Annotated in this window: 17 protein-coding genes; 13 read left to right on the plus strand and 4 right to left on the minus strand. The window is 73.0% G+C overall.

Annotated elements, in window-relative coordinates:
• Window positions 1-45: 45 nt before the first annotated feature.
• A complete protein-coding gene (locus tag ADL34_RS22950) occupies window positions 46-2,388 on the minus strand; it encodes a D-alanyl-D-alanine carboxypeptidase (RefSeq protein ID WP_420714262.1) in 2,343 nt (780 codons plus the stop codon).
• Window positions 2,389-2,792: 404 nt separating this feature from the next.
• On the opposite strand from ADL34_RS22950, the gene ADL34_RS22955 reads away from it, so the two are divergent.
• The 3 genes from ADL34_RS22955 (at window position 2,793) to ADL34_RS22965 (ending at window position 5,118) form a co-directional block, all read left to right on the plus strand.
• Window positions 2,793-3,548, plus strand: coding sequence for a GOLPH3/VPS74 family protein (locus ADL34_RS22955; RefSeq protein WP_062668923.1), 756 nt, complete (start codon window positions 2,793-2,795; stop codon window positions 3,546-3,548).
• A gap of 309 nt (window positions 3,549-3,857) precedes the next feature.
• Window positions 3,858-4,715, plus strand: a complete 858-nt coding sequence (locus ADL34_RS22960; protein ID WP_062668922.1) for a helix-turn-helix domain-containing protein — start codon at window positions 3,858-3,860, stop codon at window positions 4,713-4,715.
• Between the two features lie 211 nt (window positions 4,716-4,926).
• The gene (locus ADL34_RS22965; protein WP_062668921.1) at window positions 4,927-5,118 is read left to right on the plus strand and encodes a DUF397 domain-containing protein; all 192 of its coding nucleotides are present in this window, start codon (window positions 4,927-4,929) and stop codon (window positions 5,116-5,118) included.
• Window positions 5,119-5,288: 170 nt separating this feature from the next.
• Here ADL34_RS22965 and ADL34_RS22970 read toward each other — a convergent pair whose 3' ends face one another.
• The 3 genes from ADL34_RS22970 to ADL34_RS22980 form a co-directional block, all read right to left on the minus strand.
• Complete coding sequence (locus tag ADL34_RS22970) at window positions 5,289-6,173, minus strand: MerR family transcriptional regulator (protein ID WP_062668920.1); 885 nt, start codon at window positions 6,171-6,173, stop codon at window positions 5,289-5,291.
• A 64-nt stretch (window positions 6,174-6,237) separates the two neighbouring features.
• Window positions 6,238-6,741, minus strand: a complete 504-nt coding sequence (locus ADL34_RS22975; protein WP_062668919.1) for a glutathione peroxidase — start codon at window positions 6,739-6,741, stop codon at window positions 6,238-6,240.
• Entirely contained in the window at window positions 6,738-7,736 is a 999-nt protein-coding gene (locus tag ADL34_RS22980; protein WP_062668918.1) for an ArsR/SmtB family transcription factor, read from the minus strand. Before ADL34_RS22980 ends, ADL34_RS22975 begins: the two co-directional genes overlap by 4 nt.
• 72 nt (window positions 7,737-7,808) lie before the next feature.
• Between ADL34_RS22980 and ADL34_RS22985 the strand changes: the two genes are divergently transcribed.
• The 10 genes from ADL34_RS22985 (at window position 7,809) to ADL34_RS23030 (ending at window position 18,836) form a co-directional block, all read left to right on the plus strand.
• Window positions 7,809-8,999 (plus strand): MFS transporter, encoded by a 1,191-nt coding sequence (locus ADL34_RS22985; protein ID WP_062668917.1) that lies wholly within the window; start codon window positions 7,809-7,811, stop codon window positions 8,997-8,999.
• Between the two features lie 64 nt (window positions 9,000-9,063).
• Window positions 9,064-9,996 (plus strand): 3-oxoacyl-[acyl-carrier-protein] synthase III C-terminal domain-containing protein, encoded by a 933-nt coding sequence (locus ADL34_RS22990; protein WP_062668916.1) that lies wholly within the window; start codon window positions 9,064-9,066, stop codon window positions 9,994-9,996.
• 29 nt (window positions 9,997-10,025) lie between these two features.
• Window positions 10,026-11,420, plus strand: a complete 1,395-nt coding sequence (locus ADL34_RS22995; protein ID WP_062668915.1) for an ATP-grasp domain-containing protein — start codon at window positions 10,026-10,028, stop codon at window positions 11,418-11,420.
• Window positions 11,421-11,422: 2 nt separating this feature from the next.
• Window positions 11,423-12,706, plus strand: coding sequence for a type III PLP-dependent enzyme (locus ADL34_RS23000; RefSeq protein WP_062668914.1), 1,284 nt, complete (start codon window positions 11,423-11,425; stop codon window positions 12,704-12,706).
• 38 nt (window positions 12,707-12,744) lie between these two features.
• Window positions 12,745-13,026, plus strand: a complete 282-nt coding sequence (locus ADL34_RS23005; protein WP_062668913.1) for an acyl carrier protein — start codon at window positions 12,745-12,747, stop codon at window positions 13,024-13,026.
• 2 nt (window positions 13,027-13,028) lie between these two features.
• A complete protein-coding gene (locus ADL34_RS23010) occupies window positions 13,029-13,940 on the plus strand; it encodes a hypothetical protein (RefSeq protein WP_063892353.1) in 912 nt (303 codons plus the stop codon).
• Complete coding sequence (locus tag ADL34_RS23015) at window positions 13,915-14,571, plus strand: hypothetical protein (protein ID WP_062668912.1); 657 nt, start codon at window positions 13,915-13,917, stop codon at window positions 14,569-14,571. Before ADL34_RS23010 ends, ADL34_RS23015 begins: the two co-directional genes overlap by 26 nt.
• Complete coding sequence (locus ADL34_RS23020) at window positions 14,568-15,728, plus strand: acyl-CoA dehydrogenase family protein (RefSeq protein ID WP_062668911.1); 1,161 nt, start codon at window positions 14,568-14,570, stop codon at window positions 15,726-15,728. The genes ADL34_RS23015 and ADL34_RS23020 overlap by 4 nt, the downstream gene beginning before the upstream one ends.
• A gap of 158 nt (window positions 15,729-15,886) precedes the next feature.
• Window positions 15,887-16,477, plus strand: coding sequence for a 4'-phosphopantetheinyl transferase family protein (locus ADL34_RS23025; RefSeq protein ID WP_234375080.1), 591 nt, complete (start codon window positions 15,887-15,889; stop codon window positions 16,475-16,477).
• Between the two features lie 163 nt (window positions 16,478-16,640).
• Complete coding sequence (locus tag ADL34_RS23030; RefSeq protein WP_062668910.1) at window positions 16,641-18,836, plus strand: MMPL family transporter; 2,196 nt, start codon at window positions 16,641-16,643, stop codon at window positions 18,834-18,836.
• The last annotated feature ends 53 nt before the right edge of the window (window positions 18,837-18,889 follow it).

An 18,889-nucleotide genomic window follows, 5' to 3' on the forward strand; every position in this document is an offset into this window, starting at 1 on the left:
GGTGGTCGGCGGGCTGCGGTGCGGTGACGCCGCGGCGCCCCCAGGTCAGCCGATACGGGTGAGTTTGTCCGTGAAGCCCGGTTCGGTGAGGTCCGTCTGGAGAGCGACCGGGATCTTCACCGCGCCGCTGGTGCCGTCGCCGACGGTGAGCGTGCCCACCTCGGTGCCGGCCTTCGCGGTGTGCGGGACCTCGTCGGGCGCGAAGGTCAGCTTCACCTTCAGGCCCGCCCAGCCGACCGCGGTGACGTCCTTGGTGGCCACCACCGGGGTGCGGCCGCCGAGACCGTCGTCCACGTACCCGACGACGTCACCCTTCTTCAGGATGGTCGCCGGCTCCAGGGCGCCCTGTGCGGCCCGGATCAGCTGGTCGCCGCCGTACAGGGCGGCACTGAGGATGGTGTTCTCCGGACCGCCCGCGGGCTGGCGGACGACGGCGCCGATGATGGTGCGCGTCTCGCCGCCGACCTCCTTCTTCGCCGCGAAGACGAGGTTGCCCAGGGCGGAGGTGGTGGTGCCGGTCTTGATGCCCACCACGCCGTTCTTGCCGACCAGCTGGTTCCAGTTGGAGTGGTTGACACCCTTGTAGTCGTCGTACGACATCATCGCGGCGACCTCGCGGAAGGCGGGCTCCTTCATCGCGGCCTTGGCCAGCTTCACCTGGTCGACGGCCGTGCTCACGGTGGTGTTGTTCAGGCCGGACGGGTCGGTGTACGTGGTGTTCGTCATACCGAGCTTCTCGGCGGTGGCGTTCATCTTCGCCACGAAGTCCTTCTCCGAACCGGCGTCCCAGCGCGCCAGCAGCCGCGCCACGTTGTTCGCGGACGCGATCAGGATGGACTCCAGCGCCTCCCGCTGGGAGATCGAGTCGCCCTCGGTCACGTCGACGGTGGACTCCTGGCCCGCCTTCGACTGGTCCTCGGCCGCCTGGTCGATCTTGATCTTCGGCCCCTCGGCGCCGCTCTTCAGCGGGTGCTCACGCAGGATCAGGTATGCCGTCATGACCTTGGCGACACTCGCGATCGGCACGGGCTTCTGGTCGCCCGAGGAGCCGAAGCTGCCGATGCCGTCGACGTCCAGGGCGGCCTGGCCCTGGGCCGGCCACGGAATGTCGATCTTGTCGCCCTCGAAGGTGAAGCTGTCCTGCGCGGTCAGGTCCAGGGTGGGCGCCGGGAGCGGACGCACGGACTGCACGATCGCGAAGACGATCGCCAGCAGGATCACCAGCGGCGTCCAGATCTTGACGCGCCGCACCAGGGTCCGCACCGGGGTCTCCGGCGGCGGCGGGGTGTTCGTCAGCTCGGCGAGCAGGTCCAGCGGGGGCTTCGGCGGCAGCGGCTGCTGCGTGGTGCGCTCGGGCCCGATCTGCGGGACGGCGGCGGTGACGTCGGCCGGCGGCACGGGAGGCCGGGGGGCCTCGGGCGCCTTCGGGCCCTCCTGCGGGATGTCCGGCTTGAGCGCGACGAACTTGCTCGTGCGCTCGGCGGCGGGCGCCGGGGACTCGGCCTTGGGTGCCTCCGGCTTCGAGGTCTCCTTCGGTGCCCCCGGCTTCGGTGCCTCCGGCCTGGGCGCCTTCAGCATGGTGGTCGGCTGGTCGACGTGCGGCTTGGCGGGCCGGGTCCGGAAGACCGCGGTGGCCTGGTCGACGCCCTTGCCGTCGTCGGGGGTGTCCTCGGGGGTGTCCTCGGGGGTGTCCTCGGCGGCGGGCTCGTCCTTCGCCTCGTCGTCGGCCTTCGGAGCCTTCGACGCCTTCGACGGCTGCGACGCCTTCGACGGCTCGGCGGGGCGGGTGCGGAAGATCGCGGTCGCCTGGTCGACGCCGTTGCTCTCGGCGGAGGTGTCCTCGGCGGGGGCGTCCTCGGTGGAGGCCTCGGAGTCGGTGTCGTCGTCGGAGCCGGTGTCGGCTTCCGCGTCGGCACCGGCAGCGTTGTCGCCGGTGTCCTTCCGGGCCTCCTCGGCGCTCGCCTCGCCCGTGGCGGCGTCGGAGGCGCCCTTGGCGTCGGAGGACGCCACCCAGGCCGCTACGGCGTCCCTCAGCCGGTCCTCGCGCTCGCCGGGGGTCTCGTCCGCGGAGCCGTCGGCGGCCTCGGAGTCGTCGGGCCCCTCGGCGTCGTCCGAGTCGTCGGCCGCCTCGGCGGCGTCCTCGTCGCCGTCAGCCTCCTCGGCGTCCTCGGCGTCCTCACGCTCGCTCTCGGCGCTCCCCCCGCTCTCAGCGGCCTCGGAGTCGTCGGAACCCTCGGAACCCTCGGCGGCCCCGGCGCTCGAAGCGACTGCTTCGGCGTCGTCCTCGCCGTCGGCCGCCGGTTCCTCCGGCGTCTCGTCCAGATCCTGGCGGGACAGCACCCGCGTGGCCGTGTCCACACCGCCGCGCGGGGACGACTCGCGGGCCATCGCCAGGCGCGGGTCGCCGCCCGTGCCGTGGGCCGGACGGGTGGTGGCCTCGGGTTCGGGCCGGGATTCGGGAACCGGGACCGCGCTCCCCGACGTCGGTTCTGCCGACGACTCGCGCTGCTTCGACCTGTCGGGGGACTCGCCCGCCACCGATGCCTCCTCCATGTGCCGCCGCACGCCACCGTACGGCTGCCGAACCGTGGGCCGTCGTCCGGACACCGTGTCCGCACGACCCCCGTGCCGCTGCTGTCCGAACCAGATACCAGTGTCCGGTGCGCGACCCCCACCTGACGCGGTAGACGAGAACGACATACCTACCGGTTCCGCTACGAACCGGTCACGTGCTCTCGACAGACCAATGTGAGAGGGGTCACCCTGTCTTTCATCCACGCGGGGAGGCATGGATGGGCAGGAGCCGCAGAACACTTCCGGAGGAGCTTCTGCTGCTGGCGTTGGACCCGGCCACGGGTACCACCGCGCAGCCGCAGTCGCTCGACCTCGGTCTGGCCGGAGCACAGCTAGTGGAGCTGGCGCTGGCCGGACGGATAGCCCCAGACGGGGATCGTATCGCCGTGGTGGCACCACGGCCGACAGGAGATCCGACTCTGGACTGCGCGTTGGAGTTGCTGCGAAGGCGTGGCGCTCCGGTACGGGCCGTCCACTGGATCGGCGGGCCCCGGCTGGGGCTGCGCCAGACCTATCTCTCGCATCTGGAGAGGTGCGGCATGGTCGCCGCCGTGCCGGGCCAGATGTGCGGAGTGCTGCCGACGACTCGCTATCAAGCGACGGACAACGACATCACCCGGGAGATCAGGGCCCGGCTGGATTCCGCGATCCGCACCGGCGTACCGCCGGACCCGCGGACCGCGGCGCTCGCCGCCCTGGCCCACGCGGTCGGTCTCGGCAAGCACCTGTATCCGGGCAACGAGGGACGCTCCTCTCGCTCCCGGCTGCGGGATCTGATCCGGCACGACCCCATGGGCGGCCTCGTCGCGCACGCGGTGATGGACGTCCAGAACGGCGCGGCCGCCCAGCCGCGTCGCGGCCAGGCACCGTCCGGCCGGCAGCAGGGCCCCGGCGGCAGGCCGCCGGCGGAACCCGCGCGCGCCGTTCCGGCACAGCCGCACCGAGGGTCCATGGCACGCGTCGTGGCCCACTGAGAGACCGCTCGACCCGTTCGACCCGCACCACACGCACGCCACGTGCAGCGCCGCACCGTCCCCATGACCGGTTCGGGAGCCGCTGATCCGCGCGGGGCGACGGAACCGTACGTCCGTGTTCAACGACACGGACAGGGACACCGGTTCCGTCGCCCCGCGCGGCCGCGTGTGCCCGCGCGGTCCCCATCGGTGTGCGTCCTGCGCATATCCACCGTTTCCCAGCGGTGGTGAGCGCCTTGGTGGCAATCTGCTGAACAGCAGATACGCAAAGTGCCGATCACAAGGCAGGCAGCCGGAGGTGCACGTCCCGTGGCGTCCAATGTCAATCCCACCGTCAGGCGACGCCGGCTGGGCCAGGAGTTGCGCCGGCTCCGTGAGCTCAAGGGCATGACCGCCGAGGAAGTGGCCGAGCGGCTGCTGGTCTCCCAGTCGAAGATCAGCCGGCTGGAGAACGGGCGGCGCAGCATCAGCCAGCGCGACGTCCGCGACCTGTGCGGGGTCTACGAGGTGGAGGACCACCGGATCGTCGACTCCCTGATGCAGATGGCCAAGGACTCCCGCCAGCAGGGCTGGTGGCACTCCTTCGGCGACATCCCCTACAGCGTCTACATCGGCCTGGAGACCGACGCCGCCAGCCTGCGCGTGTACGACCCGCAGGTCGTGCCCGGCCTCCTCCAGACGAAGCAGTACGCCGAGGCCCTGATCGCCGGGGCGCTGCCCGAGACCGCGCCGGCGGAGATCGAGAAGCGCGTCCAGGTGCGGATGCGCCGACAGGAACGAATCTCCACCGAGGAGAACCCGCTGCGGCTGTGGACCGTGCTGGACGAGGCCGCCCTGCGCCGCGTCGTCGGCAACCGCTCCCTGATGCGGGACCAGTTGGAGCAGCTCGTCGAGCAGTCCCTGCTGCCGCACGTCACCGTGCAGGTGATCCCGTTCGACATGGGCGCCCACCCGGGCCTCAACGGCCAGTACGCGATCCTGGAGTTCCCGGACGCGGCCGACTCCAGCGTCGTCTACATCGAGGGCGTCACGAGCGACCTGTACCTGGAGAAGGCGAACGACGTCCAGAAGTACAGCGTGATGTACGAGCACCTGCGGGCGCAGGCCCTGAACGTCGAGCAGTCGCGGCAGTTCATCGCGGACATCGCCAAGGAGTACGCGCGCTGAAAGAGCCGCACGGTACACCGTCCCCCGTCAGGACGGAAGACTCCATTGGAATATGCCACTCGGCCGAGTGAATAGTCGCTTCGTCGGCCGGGGGTGGCGAGTAGCGTCGATCACGCCACCGAGCAAGAAGGTTGGCGTGAATCGCGCTGCCGGTCCGGCCAGGGCCGCGTCGCGCGATGACAGCACTCACCATCAGCATTGCGGAGCGAACATGGCAATTCGTCAGGGTTCCACGGACACGTGGACCAAGTCCTCGTACTCGACAGGGAACGGCGCGTGCGTCGAGGTCAAGTCGCCGGTGACGGCGGCCATGGCGGTACGGGACTCCAAGGTGCCCGAGGGCCCCGTCCTGGCGTTCCCCGCCAACGCGTGGAACACCTTCGTGGCGTCGGTCAAGGCGTGAGGGGCGGGTCCTTCTGACCTCTCCCTCCACCGGCGGTACGCGTCACAACTGCACAGCAGTACCAGGAAGAGCCCTCTCGACCAGTCCGCCGTCCTTGCCGAGAGGGCTCGGCCACACCCGTCAGGCACGGCGACCCGGCGCAAGAACCGCCGGCCCCACCCCCACCCCGATCACCCCGCCTCGGATCTCCTCACCGGGAAGGCCACGTCGCACACCGGGTCCCCGGCTCCCGCCGCCTCCCAGTCCGCGAAATAGACCTCGCGGCACGGACCCGCCTGCTCCAGCCCCTCCCGGGCGATCCACTCCTCCACCGCCTCGAACGCCGTCAGGATCTGCGGATGCGCGACCTGCGCCTTCGTGATCCGGGTGAAGGCCAGCCGCCGCGCGGGCTCCACCCGCACCGCGGTGGTGTGCGTCCGGCCGGTCCGTGCGAGCCAGGCACGGGCCGCCGCCTCGTCCGCGACCGGCACACACGCCTCGGCCGGCCCGTCGCTCTCCACCGACACCTCGGCGTGGTAGACGACGAACGGCGGCGCCGTGATCCCGCCGCACTCCCGGCCCGCCGCCTCCAGCCGGCCCAGCGCCGACCCGATCCACACCGGCAGTTCGTCCGCCAGCACATGGCGGGCCTCCCCGATCACCACCTGCTCGGGCACGTCCACCGTCTCGACCACGAACTTCCCGTACATCTCGGAGCTCCTCCCCGACAACCGTCCACGGAGGTACTCGGCGAGCGTCCGCTGCCCGGCCACCCGCGCCTCGACCTGCGCCCAGTAGGCGTCGAGCCGGTCGGCGGCCGTGGCCCCGTCCGGGGCGCCGACCACCTCCGCGACCCGCGCGAGCGGCATGTCGAGCTGGCGCAGCAACGCCACCGTACGGGCCCGCGCGACCTGCTCGGCCCGGTAGTAGCGGTACCCGCTGACCTCGTCGACCCGGGCCGGCGCCAGCAGCCCCAGCCGGTCGTACAGGCGCAGGGCCTTGGCGGACAGCCGCGCCCGCGCGGCGAACGCGCCGATGGTGAGCAGTTCCTCGTCCACGGCCTCATCCTCCGTCACCGGGCGGTTCCTCCCGCCCGGCGACGACGACGCTCGGCTCTGCCCCAGGGGCAAGGTCAAGCGGTCAGGACAGCTGGGCCTCGACGGCCGCCACCAGCTCCGCGGCCTCCGGCTCGGTCTGCGGCGAGAACCGGGCGACGACCGTGCCGTCCCGGCCGATCAGGAACTTCTCGAAGTTCCAGCGGATGTCGCCGGTGTGCCCCTCGGCGTCGGCGAAGCCCACCAGCCGCTCGTACAGCGGGTGCCGGCCCTCGCCGTTCACCTCGACCTTCTCCGTCATCGGGAAGGTCACGCCGTACGTGGCCGAGCAGAACTCGGCGATCTCCTCGGCGGAGCCGGGCTCCTGCCCGAGGAACTGGTTGCAGGGCACGCCGAGCACCGTGAAGCCGCGCTCGGCGTAGCGCTCCTGGAGCTTCTCCAGGCCGTTGTACTGCGGGGTCAGGCCGCACTTGGAGGCGACGTTCACGACCAGCACGGCCTTGCCGGCGTACTGGGCGAGGTCGGCGGGGCCGCCGGTGAGGGCGTCGATGTCGACGGCGAGGGGGGAGGTGCTGTTGTGGGTCGTCATGGACCGGATGCTAACTCCGGTCCCGTCCCGGTCCGGCGCGGGGCGTCGACGAGGGCGTCCCCGGACGGCGTCCGCGCGTACAGCACCGACCGGCCCGCCCGCCGCCGCTCCACCAGTCCCGCGTCCCGCAGCACCCGCAGATGCCGTCCGACCGAGCCCAGGCCCTGCCCGGTCACCGCGACCAGATGGCTCGTGCTCAGCGGGGAGCCGAGTAGGACGAGGACCGTGGCGCGTGCCGGGCCCAGGAGAGCGGCCAAACCCGCGGGGACCCTCCGGGCGCCCGGGTCGGTGAGGGGGCCCGAACAGGCGTAGACGAGGGCGTACCGGTCGGGCTCCTCCCAGGAGACCCAGCCGGTGCGCGGGGTCACCGGCATGAACACCAGCTCCGCGCCGGAGATCTCGCGGGGCGGGTACTCCTGCAGGTTCACCTGGAGCCGGTTCCCGCCGAGCCAGCGGGTCTGGCCGGGCCGCAGGGAGTCCAGGACCACCGCCCAGCCGCCCTGACTGACCCGCGCGGTCCGGGCGGCCACGTCCGCCTCCAGGACGCGGCGGCGCCGCTCCCAGGTGGGCCGCACGGTCCGGGACCAGACGTGCTCCAGGAGCCGCGCGGCCCGCTCGGGCAGGTCGTCGCGGTCCAGCTCGGCGGGGAGCGGCCCGCCGAGGGAGACGGCGAGGTGGGCGCGCGCGGCGGCCGGGTCGGCGGCCCGCACCCGGGCGACGACGTCCTCGAAGCCCTCACCGTCGCGCGGCGTGGGCGCGACGAAGTCGGCGATCCAGGAGCGGCCGAGCGCGGCGCCGACCAGCCGCGCGGTCGTCGGGTCCGCCGCGAGGAGCGCCCGGTAGCCGGGCAGATGGGCGCGCAGCCACGCCCGCTCGCCGGGGTGCGCGGGGGTGCCCGTGTGCAGCAGCCGCAGACTCGCGAAGGTCTCCGCGAACGGGGAGAGCACGAACCGGCTGCGCGCCAGCGTGTCCGCGTTGAGCTGCCACCACCCCACGAGCACCCTCCCGACGTTTCGCGTGCGCGCGAAAGAGTACGGCCGCGGCGCGGCCCGCCGCAGACTCCCCGCATGCGCAGCTACCGCGAGCTCTTCCGGACCCGTGAGTTCACGCCGTTCTTCCTCGGCTCCGCCGCCCAGGGCGCGGCCCTGACGATCGGCGGGCTCGCGCTCGCCACGCTCGTCTACCGGGCCACCGACTCGCCGCTGCTGTCGGCGGTCAGCATGTTCGGGCCGCAGCTCGCGCAGATGCTCGGGGCGACCTTCCTGCTGTCGGCGGCCGACCGGCTCCCGCCGCGGGCGGCGCTCAGCGGCATCGCGCTGGCCTTCGCCGTCTGCGCGGCCGTGCAGGCACTGCCCGGCCTGCCGCTCGGGGCGGCTTTCGGCGTGGTCTTCGTCCAGGGGCTGGTCTCCTCGCTGGGCGGCGGGGTGAGCGGGGGGCTGCTCAACGAGATCCTGCCCAAGGGCGGCTTCGTCCTGGGCCGTTCGGTGTTCAACATGGTCTTCGGGCTGGTGCAGATCGTCGGCTTCGCGACGGGCGGCGCCCTCCTCGCCGTCCTGTCCCCGCGCGTCTGCCTGCTCCTCGCGGCCGCGCTGTACGCCCTCGCGTCGCTCGTCCTGGGGCTGGGCCTGACCGCGCGCCCGCCGCGCGCCGCCGGCCGCCCGTCCGTCGCGGAGACCTGGCGCACCAACGCCCTGCTGTGGTCCTCGCGTCCCCGCCGCCTCGCCTACCTCGGCATGTGGCTGCCCAACGGCCTGATCGTCGGCTGCGAGTCCCTCTACGTCTCCTACGACCCCGGAGCGGCCGGCGCGCTCTTCGCCTGTGCGGCGCTGGGCATGTTCGCCGGCGATCTGACGGTCGGCCGCCTCGTGCCGCCCGCCCTGCGCCCGCGCCTGCCGATCCCGCTGCTGACGCTGCTGGCCACGCCGTACCTGCTGTTCGCGCTGCGTCCCGGCCTGCCCTGGTCCGCCCTGGCGGTGTGCGTCGCCTCCGTCGGCTTCGGCGCGACCCTGGCCCAGCAGGAACGCCTGATGGCTCTCACGCCCGACGAACTCGCCGGGCACGCCCTCGGGTTGCGGGCCGCCGGGATGCTCACCATGCAGGGCGTCGCCGCCGCGGTGGCGGGCACGGTCGCCCAGCTGACCACCCCGGCGACGGCGATGACCTGCATGGCCCTCGCGTCCCTCACGATCACCCTGACCCTCGCGACGGCCCACCGCCGCACCCCGGAGGGGGCGGCGGTGACGCAGGGCGGGGGGTGAGGGGCGGGACGCCGGTCAGCGCAGCGTCAGCTGGGCGTCAGCGGGGGCCGCGACTGTTAGGGGTATGACGTCCATCGTCGCGGTCTCCAGCAGCCTGCCCGACACCATTCCGATCGCCCGGTTCCAGAGGGAACTCGGGCTGACCGACGTGCAGTTGCGCCGCTACCAGCGTTTCTACGGTCTCTCCGAGGTGTGCCGCGCGCCGGAGGCCACGGAGACCGAGCTGCTGCTGCGCGCCGCCGCCAAGCTCGTCGAGCTGCGCGGCCAGGAGCAGCGGGTGAAGTACGTCCTCCAGGCCCGCACCATGGCCTCGCCGCTGCCCTACCCGATGACCTCCCTCGGACCGCTCCTGGCCGAGCTGGGCCTGGAGCACGCCACCGCGTTCGTGGTCGCCCACCACGCCTGCGCCTCGGGCCTGCTCGCCGTCGACATGGCGGGGACCCTGCTCGCCGCGGACCCCGACCCGGACGCGCTCGCCCTCGTCCTCACCGGCGAGAAGGCCCGCACCGGCAAGACGCAGTCCATCCCCGACGTCACCGTCATGGGCGAGGGCACGGCAGCCGTCCTGGTCTCCGCCGACCGCACCGGCCGCGACCGGATGCTCGGCTACGCCGCCCGCACCCACCCCCGCTTCGGCGCCGACTTCATCATGGGCGACGCGGCCGCGAAGGACTTCCAGGACCTGTACGGGCCGGGCCTGACCGAGGTGATCGGCGCGGCCCTCGACGAGGCGGGCTGCACGCTCGGCGAGCTCGCCCTGGTGCTGCCGCACAACGTGAACCGGCTGTCGTGGATCGGCGTCTGCAAGGAGCTCGGGCTGCCCCTGGAGCGGGTCTTCCTCGACCTGGTGCCGCACACGGGCCACTGCTTCTGCGCCGACCCGTTCATCAACCTCCAGCACGCCTCCGAGCTGGGCCGGCTGCGTCCCGGCGACCGCTACCTGATGACCAGCGTGGGGCTCGGGGCGACGTTCGCGGCGATGGTCCTCGAGCACTGACATCCATGAGAAGGACGAGGTCGACACAGATGCAACCACCGCCCGCCGGCTTCACCGCGCGCCTCAAGCGCGCCGTCACCGGAGCCGCCGACACCCCCCTGGTGTTCCTGGGCAACTTCGAGGTCGAGAACCAGTGGGCGGTCGGTGAGCCCGCGCTGCCCCGCGTCGGCGCGCACGCCGGCAGCGCGGTCGTGAACCGCATGGACGAGTTCGCGCTGCTGCTCGGCGGCAAGGACGACCACGTCGTCCTCAAGACGGCACTCGACGACGGCTACCGCGCCTACCTGGAGGGTCTGGGTCTGGCCCTGCCCACCGTGCACGTGGTGGCCGGGCAGGACCCGCGCCGCACCGTCAGCGAGGACGCCCTCGCCGACCCGGGCCTGCTGCACGCCCTGTCCGAGCTGGCCGCCGGCGGCGCCCGGCTCACCGGGCACGGCGTCTCCACCGTCGAGGAGGAGCTGTCCGAGCGCACCGGACTGGCCCTGGCCGCCCCGTCGGCCGCGGTCTGCAAGCGGGTCAACAGCAAGGTCTACAGCCGCCGTCTCGCCGACGAGCTGGGCATCCGGCAGGCGCGGGGATGGGCCTGCGAGACCCTCCCGGAGCTGGCCGACGCCGTCGCGGCGGCCGGGGAGCTGCTGGCGGCGGGCCGCAAAGTCGTCGTCAAGGACGCGTTCGGGGTGTCCGGCAAGGGCATCGTCGTCCTCGACAGCGACAAGCGCCTCGCGCGGCTGCACCGGATGGCCGTCACCCAGGCCGAGCGGGCGGCGGCGGGCGGCGAGCCCCGCACCGCACTCGTCGTCGAGGAGTGGGTCGCCAAGCGCGCCGACCTCAACTACCAGTTCACGGTGGGCCGGGACGGCTCCACGCACTTCGACTTCGTCAAGGAGCTGCTCACCGAGAACGGCGTCCACAAGGGGCACCGCATGCCCGCCCGGCTGACCGGGGGACAGGTCGCCGAGGTCGCCGAGACGGCCGGCCGTCTCGGGGAACGCCTCGCCGCCGACGGCTACTTCGGGGTGGTCGGTGTGGACGCCATGGTCGACCCCGACGGGGGGCTGTACCCGGTCGTGGAGATCAACGCCCGCAACAACATGTCGACGTACCAGAGCGTCGTCCACGAGGTCCTCGCCGGGCCCGACGAGGTCGCCGTCGCACGGCACTTCACCGTGCGGCCCCGGCGCGCCCTGCCCTTCGCGGAGCTGCGCGAGGTCCTGGACGGGCTGCTGCTGACCGAGCGCGGCCCGCGCCCGCGCGGCCTGTTCGTCAACAACTACGCCACGGTGAACGCCGCCGCCGCGGGCGCCGGGGACGACGGCTTCGAGGGCCGGCTCTACGGCGTCCTCGTGGCCGGCTCCGATGCCGAGATGGCCGCCCTCGACACCGACATCACCCGCCGCCTCGCGGCCCACACGGATCGGAGCTGAACGTGAGCCACGCCTTCGAGGTGCAGGGCATCGGCGTCACCGACCTCGCCGAGCAGTACGGCACCCCCCTCTACCTGTACGACGGTGACGAGATCACCACCCGCTTCCAGGGGCTGCGCGAGCGTCTGCACCCGTCGCTGGAGGTCTTCTACTCCCTGAAGGCCAACCCGAACATCTCGGTCTGCGCGCTGCTGAACCGCTGCGGCGCCCGCGCCGAGGTGTCCTCGCTGACCGAGCTGGTCACGGCCCGCCGGGCCGGCGTCGCCCCGCGCGACATCATCTTCCTCGGCCCCGGCAAGTCCCGTGCCGAACTCGCCGCCTGCCTCGACGAGGACATCCACGCGATCGTCTGCGAGTCCCTCGACGAACTCGCCCTCATCGACGAGGTGGCCCGCGAGAAGTTCGTCACCGCCCGGGTCGCGCTGCGCGTCAACCCGTCCTTCTCCGTGAAGGGCTCGGGCCTGACCATGGGCGGCAAGCCCCGCCAGTTCGGCATCGACGAGGAGCGGCTGCTCGCGGAGGGCCCCGGCCTCGCGTCCCGGTACTCCGCCGTGCGCCTCATGGGCGTCCAGGTGTACCTGGGCACCCGCATCCTGGGCGAGGACACCGTCGTGGAGAACACCCGGCGCATCCTGGACCTCGCCGAGCGCGTCTCCGGGCACCTGGGCTTCCCGCTGGAGACGGTCGACGTCGGCGGCGGCCTCGGCATCGCCTACTTCGACAACGAGAAGGACCTCGACCTCGACGAGCTCACCGCCCGTCTGAACCCGGTCGTGGACGCCTTCGCCGTACGGCACCCGGACACCCGGATGATCATGGAGCTGGGCCGGTTCCTGGTCGCCGCGTCCGGCACCTACGTGACCCGCGTGCGCTACACGAAGCAGTCGATGGGCGAGAACTTCGCCGTCACCGACGGCGGCACCAACCACCACATGGCGGCCGTCGGCATCGGCTCCTACGTCAAGCGCAACTTCCCCATCGTCGCCCTGGAGCGCCTCGACGAGCCGGCGGGCGAGCCGTGGAACATCACCGGGCCGCTGTGCACCCCGAACGACGTCATCGGCAAGAAGGTCCCCCTGCCGGCGCTGCGGGCCGGCGAGCTGATCGGCGTGCTGCGCTCCGGCGCGTACGGCCCGACGGCCTCCCCCGTGCACTTCCTCAGCCACGGCTACCCGGCGGAGGTCCTCGTCCTGGACGGGCGGGCGCACCTCGTCCGGGAACGGGACGACGTCGAGGCGATGCTCGGCGGCCAGCGCCTGTACGACGGCACCGACACCACCCCCTGACACCCGAGACCGACCCGCACCAGCGAGGAGAACGACAGATGACCGAGAACACCGCAGTCGTGGTCGGCGCCGAGCGCGAGCGCTATGTGGACGCCGTCCGCAAGGGCCTGAGCGAGGTGCTGAACAAGGACGTCTCCGGGGCCGCCGAGGGCGTGCGCCTCTTCGACGAGCTGGGCCTGGACTCCAGCAGCGCGCTGGAACTGCTCATCACCATCGAGGAGATCCTCGACGTGCAGTTCGACGCCGAGGACCTGGAGATGACCCACTTCGAGACGGTGGGCTCCCTCGCCGACTTCGTCGCGGCCGAAGCGGACGCCTGAGCATGTTCCGCACGGCAGCGCCCGTACGGCGGGCGGAGCCGGACGGCGCCGCGCCGGTCCTGCCCCGCCTCGTCCGGGCGGCCCGGTACGCGCCCGGGGCCGCCGCGGCCCCCTACGTGCCGGATCCGGAGCTGGAGGCGTTCTACGCGGAGCTGGGCGCCCCCTACGGGCTGCGCTTCGACCGCGAGGGCTACGCGGCCTCGGCCCGGCGCAGCTCCGTGGAGCTGGCGTTCGGCGCGCTCGACGCGCTGGGCGACCTGGACGCCGGGCAGGCCCCGCAGCTCGTCGTGGCCGCGTACGCCACGCCCGACTTCGTCCACGCGGAGCTGGTCGCGTCCTGTGTGAAGGGGCGCCTGCCGGGCGGGCCGCTCGCCTTCGCGCTGTCCGACCAGGGGCCGCTGACCGGGTTCAGCGCGCTCCGGGTGGCCGTCGAGTACGCCCGGCGCCGCGACTTCACCCGGGTGCTGCTGCTCACCGTCGACCAGAGCACCCAGCCGTTCCCGGTGCCGGAGGCGGCGGCCGCGCACACGGACTCCGCCGTCGCGCTCCTGGTCGAGTGGGACGGCGGCGGGGCCCCCGTCCGGGGCATGGGGCAGGGGCCCGCGGCGCAACCGGACACGTTCGCCGGATGGGACCCGGCGGTCCCGGTGGTGGCGGGCGCGCGGCTCGCCGAGGCCGCCTGCCAACTGCCTTCGTACGAGGCGCCGGTGGCCGTCGCCGCGCCCGGACTGCCGTGCACCGGTGTCTGGACGGCACTGCTGGAGGCGGTGGGCCGGGGTGTCACCGGCCCGGTGGTGGTGGCCGACCACGACCCGGGGCCCGGCCGGCTCGCGCACTGCACGCTCGACTGCGCCCGGACACGGGTGACCGGGAGGAAGGGGAACACCGATGACGGTTCCGGCCGAGGTGCGTGAGCACTGCCGGGAGGCGCGCGGCAGCGCGCGCACGGACGGGCTGGTGCCCGCGCTGGCCCTGCTGACGCGCGCCCTGTCGCCGAAGGCGCCGCCGCGCGGGCCGCGCGGGCACGCCGTGCTGCCGAAGGAACTGCTCGACGAGTTCGCCGCGATGGAGGCGGAGGACGCCCGGCGCGACGAACGCCGGGACGACGAGCCGCTGCCCGGACTGGCCGTGCTGCGGCCCGCGGACCCCGTGCAGGCCGCGGCGCCCGACGGGACCGACGCGCGCGTGTGGGGCACCGGGCTCGCCTGGCTGCGGCTCGGCATGTCCGAGCGGCTGCGGGAGGCGTGCGTCGCCTACCTGGCCGCCCGGCAGGTCGAGGGCACCTCGCTGCTGATGCAGCAGATGGTCAAGGGCACCCTCGCCGACGTCCTCATCGAGCACCTGGAGATCGAGGGCGTCCTGGAGGAGCTGGCCGACGGCCCCGGCGGGGACGGCACCCTGGACCGGCTCCAGCGGCAGATCACCCGGGCCGACCGCACCCTGCTGCGGCTGCTCGGCGCCCACGGCTTCACCCAGGACGGCCCCGGCCCCGCCGCCCACGCCTCGGAGCTGCTCGCCGACGTCTACCGCGGGGAGCCGGCGTGAGCGCACTGCCCGCGTCCCTGGCAGCCACCCGGGATCAGGTGCGCCACTGGGCCGGGGACCTGCGGGCGCACGCCCTGGAGCTCGACGGCGACCCGGACGCCATCCGGCGCCACCTCGACCTGCCCGCCGTGCGGTTCCTCGCCGGGCATCTGGTGCCGCCCGGCTGGGACCGGGTGAGCGACGCGGCCGGCGCCGGACCCGCGCACGGGATGCCCACCCTGGAGCGCGTGATCGTGAGCGAGGAACTGGCCCGGGGGGACGCCGGCATGATGCTGGCCTCGCCGGGCGCCTCCATGTGCGGGGTGCTGCTCGGCGTCCTCGGCAGCCAGGAGCAGCGCGACCGGGTGTACGGCACGCTCGCGGAGCGGCCCCGCTGGACCTGCTTCGCGCTGACCGAGCCCGAACGCGGCTCCGCCATCGGGGAGATGACCGCCACGCTCACCCCGGTGGGCGACGGCGGCTACGTGCTGAACGGCGCGAAGCGGTACGTCGGCAACGCCGCCCGCGCCGACGTCGGCGCCGTCTTCGCGCGCGTCGAGGGCACCGAGCGGCTCGGGGTGCTGGCCGTCCTGGTCGACACCGCCGACCCGGGCTTCCGCGCCGAGCCGCTGCCCACGGTGGGGCTGCGCGGCGCCCAGCTCACCCACATCACGCTGGACGCGGTACGGGTGCCCGCCGAGCAGGTGCTGGGCACCCATCTGCCGCCGACCCGGCGCGGGATGTGGAGCATCGTGGCCGTCTTCAACCAGCTACGGCCCAGCGTCGCCGCCATCGCCCTCGGCATCGCCCGCGCCGCCCACGAGTACGTCGCCGGGCACCGCCGGCTGCTGCGGGGCGCGGAGCGGGAGACGTACGAGGAGCTGGGCCGCCGAATCGACGCCGCCCGGCTGCTGACGTACCGGGCCGCCCGCGCCGTGGACCGCCGGCCCTCGGCGGGGCACCTGGCGTCCGCCGCGAAGGCGCGGGCCTGCGAGGTCGCCGAGGACGTCACCCTCGCCGCGCTCGGTCTGCTCGGGCCCGGCGCCCGGCTGGACCACCCGCTGCTGGAGAAACTGGCACGGGACGCGCGGGGCGTGGAGTTCATGGAAGGCACCCGGAACATCCAGAAACTCCATCTGTTCCAGGGGCTGCACACCGGAAAGGTGGGCCGCCCGTGAGCACACGGGTCGAGGTGTGGCGCATTCCGCTTTCCGCTTCCGGTTCCACCCGGCTCCGGGAGACGGACGAACCGGAAGCGGAAGACCGTGTCGTGGTTCTCGAAGGGCTCCTCGACGAGCAGGAGAGAGCACGGGCCCGGATGGGAAAACTCCCCGGAATGCGACGCCGTTTCGTACGGGCGCACGCGGCGGCCCGCGTCATCCTCGGCGCCCGCCTCGGACGGTCCCCGCTGGAGCTGCGCTTCACCCGCGGGCCCTGGGGAAAGCCGGTCGTCGACGGCGCCGCGGACACCCACTTCAGCCTGTCCCACTCGGGCGAGCTGGCGCTCCTCGCGCTGGCGCCCCGGCCGGTCGGCGTGGACGTGGAGTACGCCCGCCCCGACCTCGATGTGACCCGGCTGGCCAGGCGCTTCTTCCCGGAAGCGGAACGGGAGATGGTGGAGCGCGCCGGGCGTGGCGCCTTCGTCCGTTTCTGGACGCGGAAGGAGGCGTGCGTGAAGGCGTCGGGCAGCCGGCTCGCCCAGGGCATGGGCGTGCCGGTGGCGCACACGCACTCCCAGGCCGTCGTCCGCGACCCCACCGGCACCCTGCCAGGACCCTGGACGGTCGCGGACCTGACACTGCCCTCCGGATATGCGGGGGCCGTCGCCCTGCTCGGCGGCGGCCCCTTTTCCGTGTCATCGCGGATGTGGTATGACATGCCGCCGGAAGAATCCGCCGCCATGTCGGCCACCCGGGGTGTCAAGTAGAGAAAACTCCCCCTCGAATCGGAGTACTTGTACCCGTGATCGCGCGCCGGGTCATCCGTAGATTTTCGACAGGCAGAAGCGCGCGGTAATCAACGGCCGGAATTTCGTACCGAGTCATGTGTCCGTGATCCCGGGCGATCCATTCGAGAAGGGGAAAGCAATCGTGGGAGGCAGGAACCTGATCACCAGGGCCGCTCGCTGGAGCGCCGTCCACCCCTGGTGGGCGATGACGCTCTGGGTGGTGTTCGTCCTGGGCGCCCTGGTGGTCGGAGGAATGACCGGCACACGGTCGGCGACCGTCTCGGACCTGGCCATCGGGCAGTCCGGGCGGGCCGCCGAACTGGCCCGCAGCGGCGGCCTGGAGAACCGGGCCGTGGAGAACATCCTGGTGACGCCCTACGAGGGCGCGCTCGACCAGAAGGCGGCGCGGTCGGCCGCGGGGGAGGCGGCGGACGCGCTGCGCGGCGCCGAGGGTGTCGCCTCCGTCGGCAAGCCGGTCCCCGCGCCGGACGGCTCGGCCCTGCTGGTGCCGGTGACGCTCTCCGGCGACCCCGAGACGGCGAGCGAGCGGGTGCAGCCGCTCATCGACCGGGTCACGAAGGTCGGGGACGCGCACTCCGACGTCCGGGTGGAACTCGTGGGCGCCGGCTCCATCAAGGCCGGGCTCGACGACATGCTCTCCGAGGACCTGGGCCGGGCGACGGGGCTGAGCCTGCCGGTCACCCTGATCGTGATGGTGTTCGTCTTCGGCGCCATCGTCGCCGCCAGCGTCCCCGTCATCCTCGGCATCTCGTCCGTGCTCGCCGGCCTCGGCCTGTGGGGCGTCGCCTCCCAACTCGTCGCGGACCCGGGGCCGGTGACCCACATCATCGTGCTGATGGGCATGGCCATCGGCGTCGACTACTCGCTGTTCTACCTCAAGCGGCAGCGCGAGGAGCGGGCCCTGGGCGCCGACAACATCGACGCCATCGAGATCGCCTCCGCCACCTCCGGGCACTCCGTGATGGTCTCCGGACTGGTCGTCATGGTCTCCATGGGCGCCCTGTACCTCGCCGGGCACATCGCCTTCGAGTCGATGGCGACCGGCGCGGTCCTGGTCGTCGCGATCGCGATGCTCGCCTCGCTGACCGTCCTGCCCGCGATGCTCTCCAAGTTCGGCCGCTACCTGGACCGGCCGCGGGTGCCGCTGGTGTGGCGGCTGACCCAGCGGGCCGGCACCAAGCCGCGGCTGTGGTCGGCGATGCTCAAGCCGTCCCTGCGCCACCCGGTGATCGCCCTGGTGGTCTCCGTGGGCGCCCTGCTCGCCCTCGCCCTGCCCGCCCTGGACCTGAGGCTGAAGGCGACCGGCGTCGACGACCTGCCCCGGTCCATCCCCGCGATGCAGGCCAACGAGCGGCTGACGCAGTCCTTCCCGAGCCAGGCCGACACCCACACCGTCGCCGTCCGGGTCCCGGCCGGCCAGAAGGACCGCCTGGAGGACGCGGTGGGCGCGCTCGTCGAACGCACCAGCCACTCCGACCTGTTCGTGCACACGCCGGCGCCCGAGGTGCGCACCTCGAAGGACGGCACGATCGCGACGATCTCCGTCGGCACCCGCTTCGACAGCAGCTCCGAGGAGGCGCGCCGGTCCCTGGCGGCGCTGCGCGAGGACATCGCGCCGAAGACCCTGGGCGCGGTGGAGGGCGCCGAGTTCGCGGTCGGCGGCAGCGACGTGGCGTACGACGTGGACTACCGGGCCAACGTCGTCGACAAGATGCCGTGGGTGCTCGGGGCGGCCCTGCTGCTGACCTTCCTGGTCATGGCGATCGCGTTCCGCTCGGTCGTGCTCGCGCTGATCACCGTGGTGCTCAACGTGCTCTCCGCGGTCGCCTCGTTCGGCCTGCTGGCGCTGATCTTCCAGCGGACCTGGGCGGAGGGCTTCCTCGACTTCGAGTCCACCGGCCGGGTGGTGGCGTGGCTGCCGCTGATGCTGTTCGTGATCCTGCTCGGGCTGTCGATGGACTACCACGTCTTCGTGGTCAGCCGGATCCGGGAGGCGGCCCGTGGCGGGCTGCCCATCCGTGAGGCGGTCGAGCAGGGCATCACGCGCACGGCGGGCGTGGTGACGAGCGCGGCCGTGGTGATGGTCAGCGTGTTCGCGCTGCTCGCCTCGCTGAGCTTCATCGAGATGAAGCAGATGGGGGTGGGCATGGCCTGCGCGGTGCTGCTGGACGCCACGCTCATCCGGATCGTGGTCCTGCCGTCGATGGTCACCCTCCTCGGCTGGAAGACCTGGTGGCCCTCGCGCCTGGCCCACCAGGACGAGGCCCGGCCGGCCAGGATCCCGGCGGTGCTGGTGCAGCGGGCGCCGATTCTCTGAGGCGCCGCGCGGCCCGGTCGCGACGGAAGGGGCGGTCCTTACGGGCCGCCCCT

Source organism: Streptomyces sp. NRRL WC-3605 (assembly GCF_001509795.1).
GTDB classification, from domain to species: Bacteria; Actinomycetota; Actinomycetes; order Streptomycetales; family Streptomycetaceae; genus Streptomyces; species Streptomyces viridochromogenes.

Bases quoted from the DNA above. Each gene is read 5' to 3' on its own strand.
- ADL34_RS22950 (WP_420714262.1), bottom strand. From the start codon at position 2,388: ATGGCCCGCGAGTCGTCCCCGCGCGGCGGTGTGGACACGGCCACGCGG.
- ADL34_RS22965 (WP_062668921.1), top strand. From the start codon at position 4,927: ATGGCAATTCGTCAGGGTTCCACGGACACGTGGACCAAGTCCTCGTAC.
- ADL34_RS22985 (WP_062668917.1), top strand. From the start codon at position 7,809: ATGCGCAGCTACCGCGAGCTCTTCCGGACCCGTGAGTTCACGCCGTTC.
- ADL34_RS22975 (WP_062668919.1), bottom strand. From the start codon at position 6,741: ATGACGACCCACAACAGCACCTCCCCCCTCGCCGTCGACATCGACGCC.
- ADL34_RS22955 (WP_062668923.1), top strand. From the start codon at position 2,793: ATGGGCAGGAGCCGCAGAACACTTCCGGAGGAGCTTCTGCTGCTGGCG.
- ADL34_RS23005 (WP_062668913.1), top strand. From the start codon at position 12,745: ATGACCGAGAACACCGCAGTCGTGGTCGGCGCCGAGCGCGAGCGCTAT.
- ADL34_RS23025 (WP_234375080.1), top strand. From the start codon at position 15,887: ATGCGACGCCGTTTCGTACGGGCGCACGCGGCGGCCCGCGTCATCCTC.
- ADL34_RS22990 (WP_062668916.1), top strand. From the start codon at position 9,064: ATGACGTCCATCGTCGCGGTCTCCAGCAGCCTGCCCGACACCATTCCG.
- ADL34_RS22995 (WP_062668915.1), top strand. From the start codon at position 10,026: ATGCAACCACCGCCCGCCGGCTTCACCGCGCGCCTCAAGCGCGCCGTC.
- ADL34_RS23010 (WP_063892353.1), top strand. From the start codon at position 13,029: ATGTTCCGCACGGCAGCGCCCGTACGGCGGGCGGAGCCGGACGGCGCC.
- ADL34_RS23015 (WP_062668912.1), top strand. From the start codon at position 13,915: ATGACGGTTCCGGCCGAGGTGCGTGAGCACTGCCGGGAGGCGCGCGGC.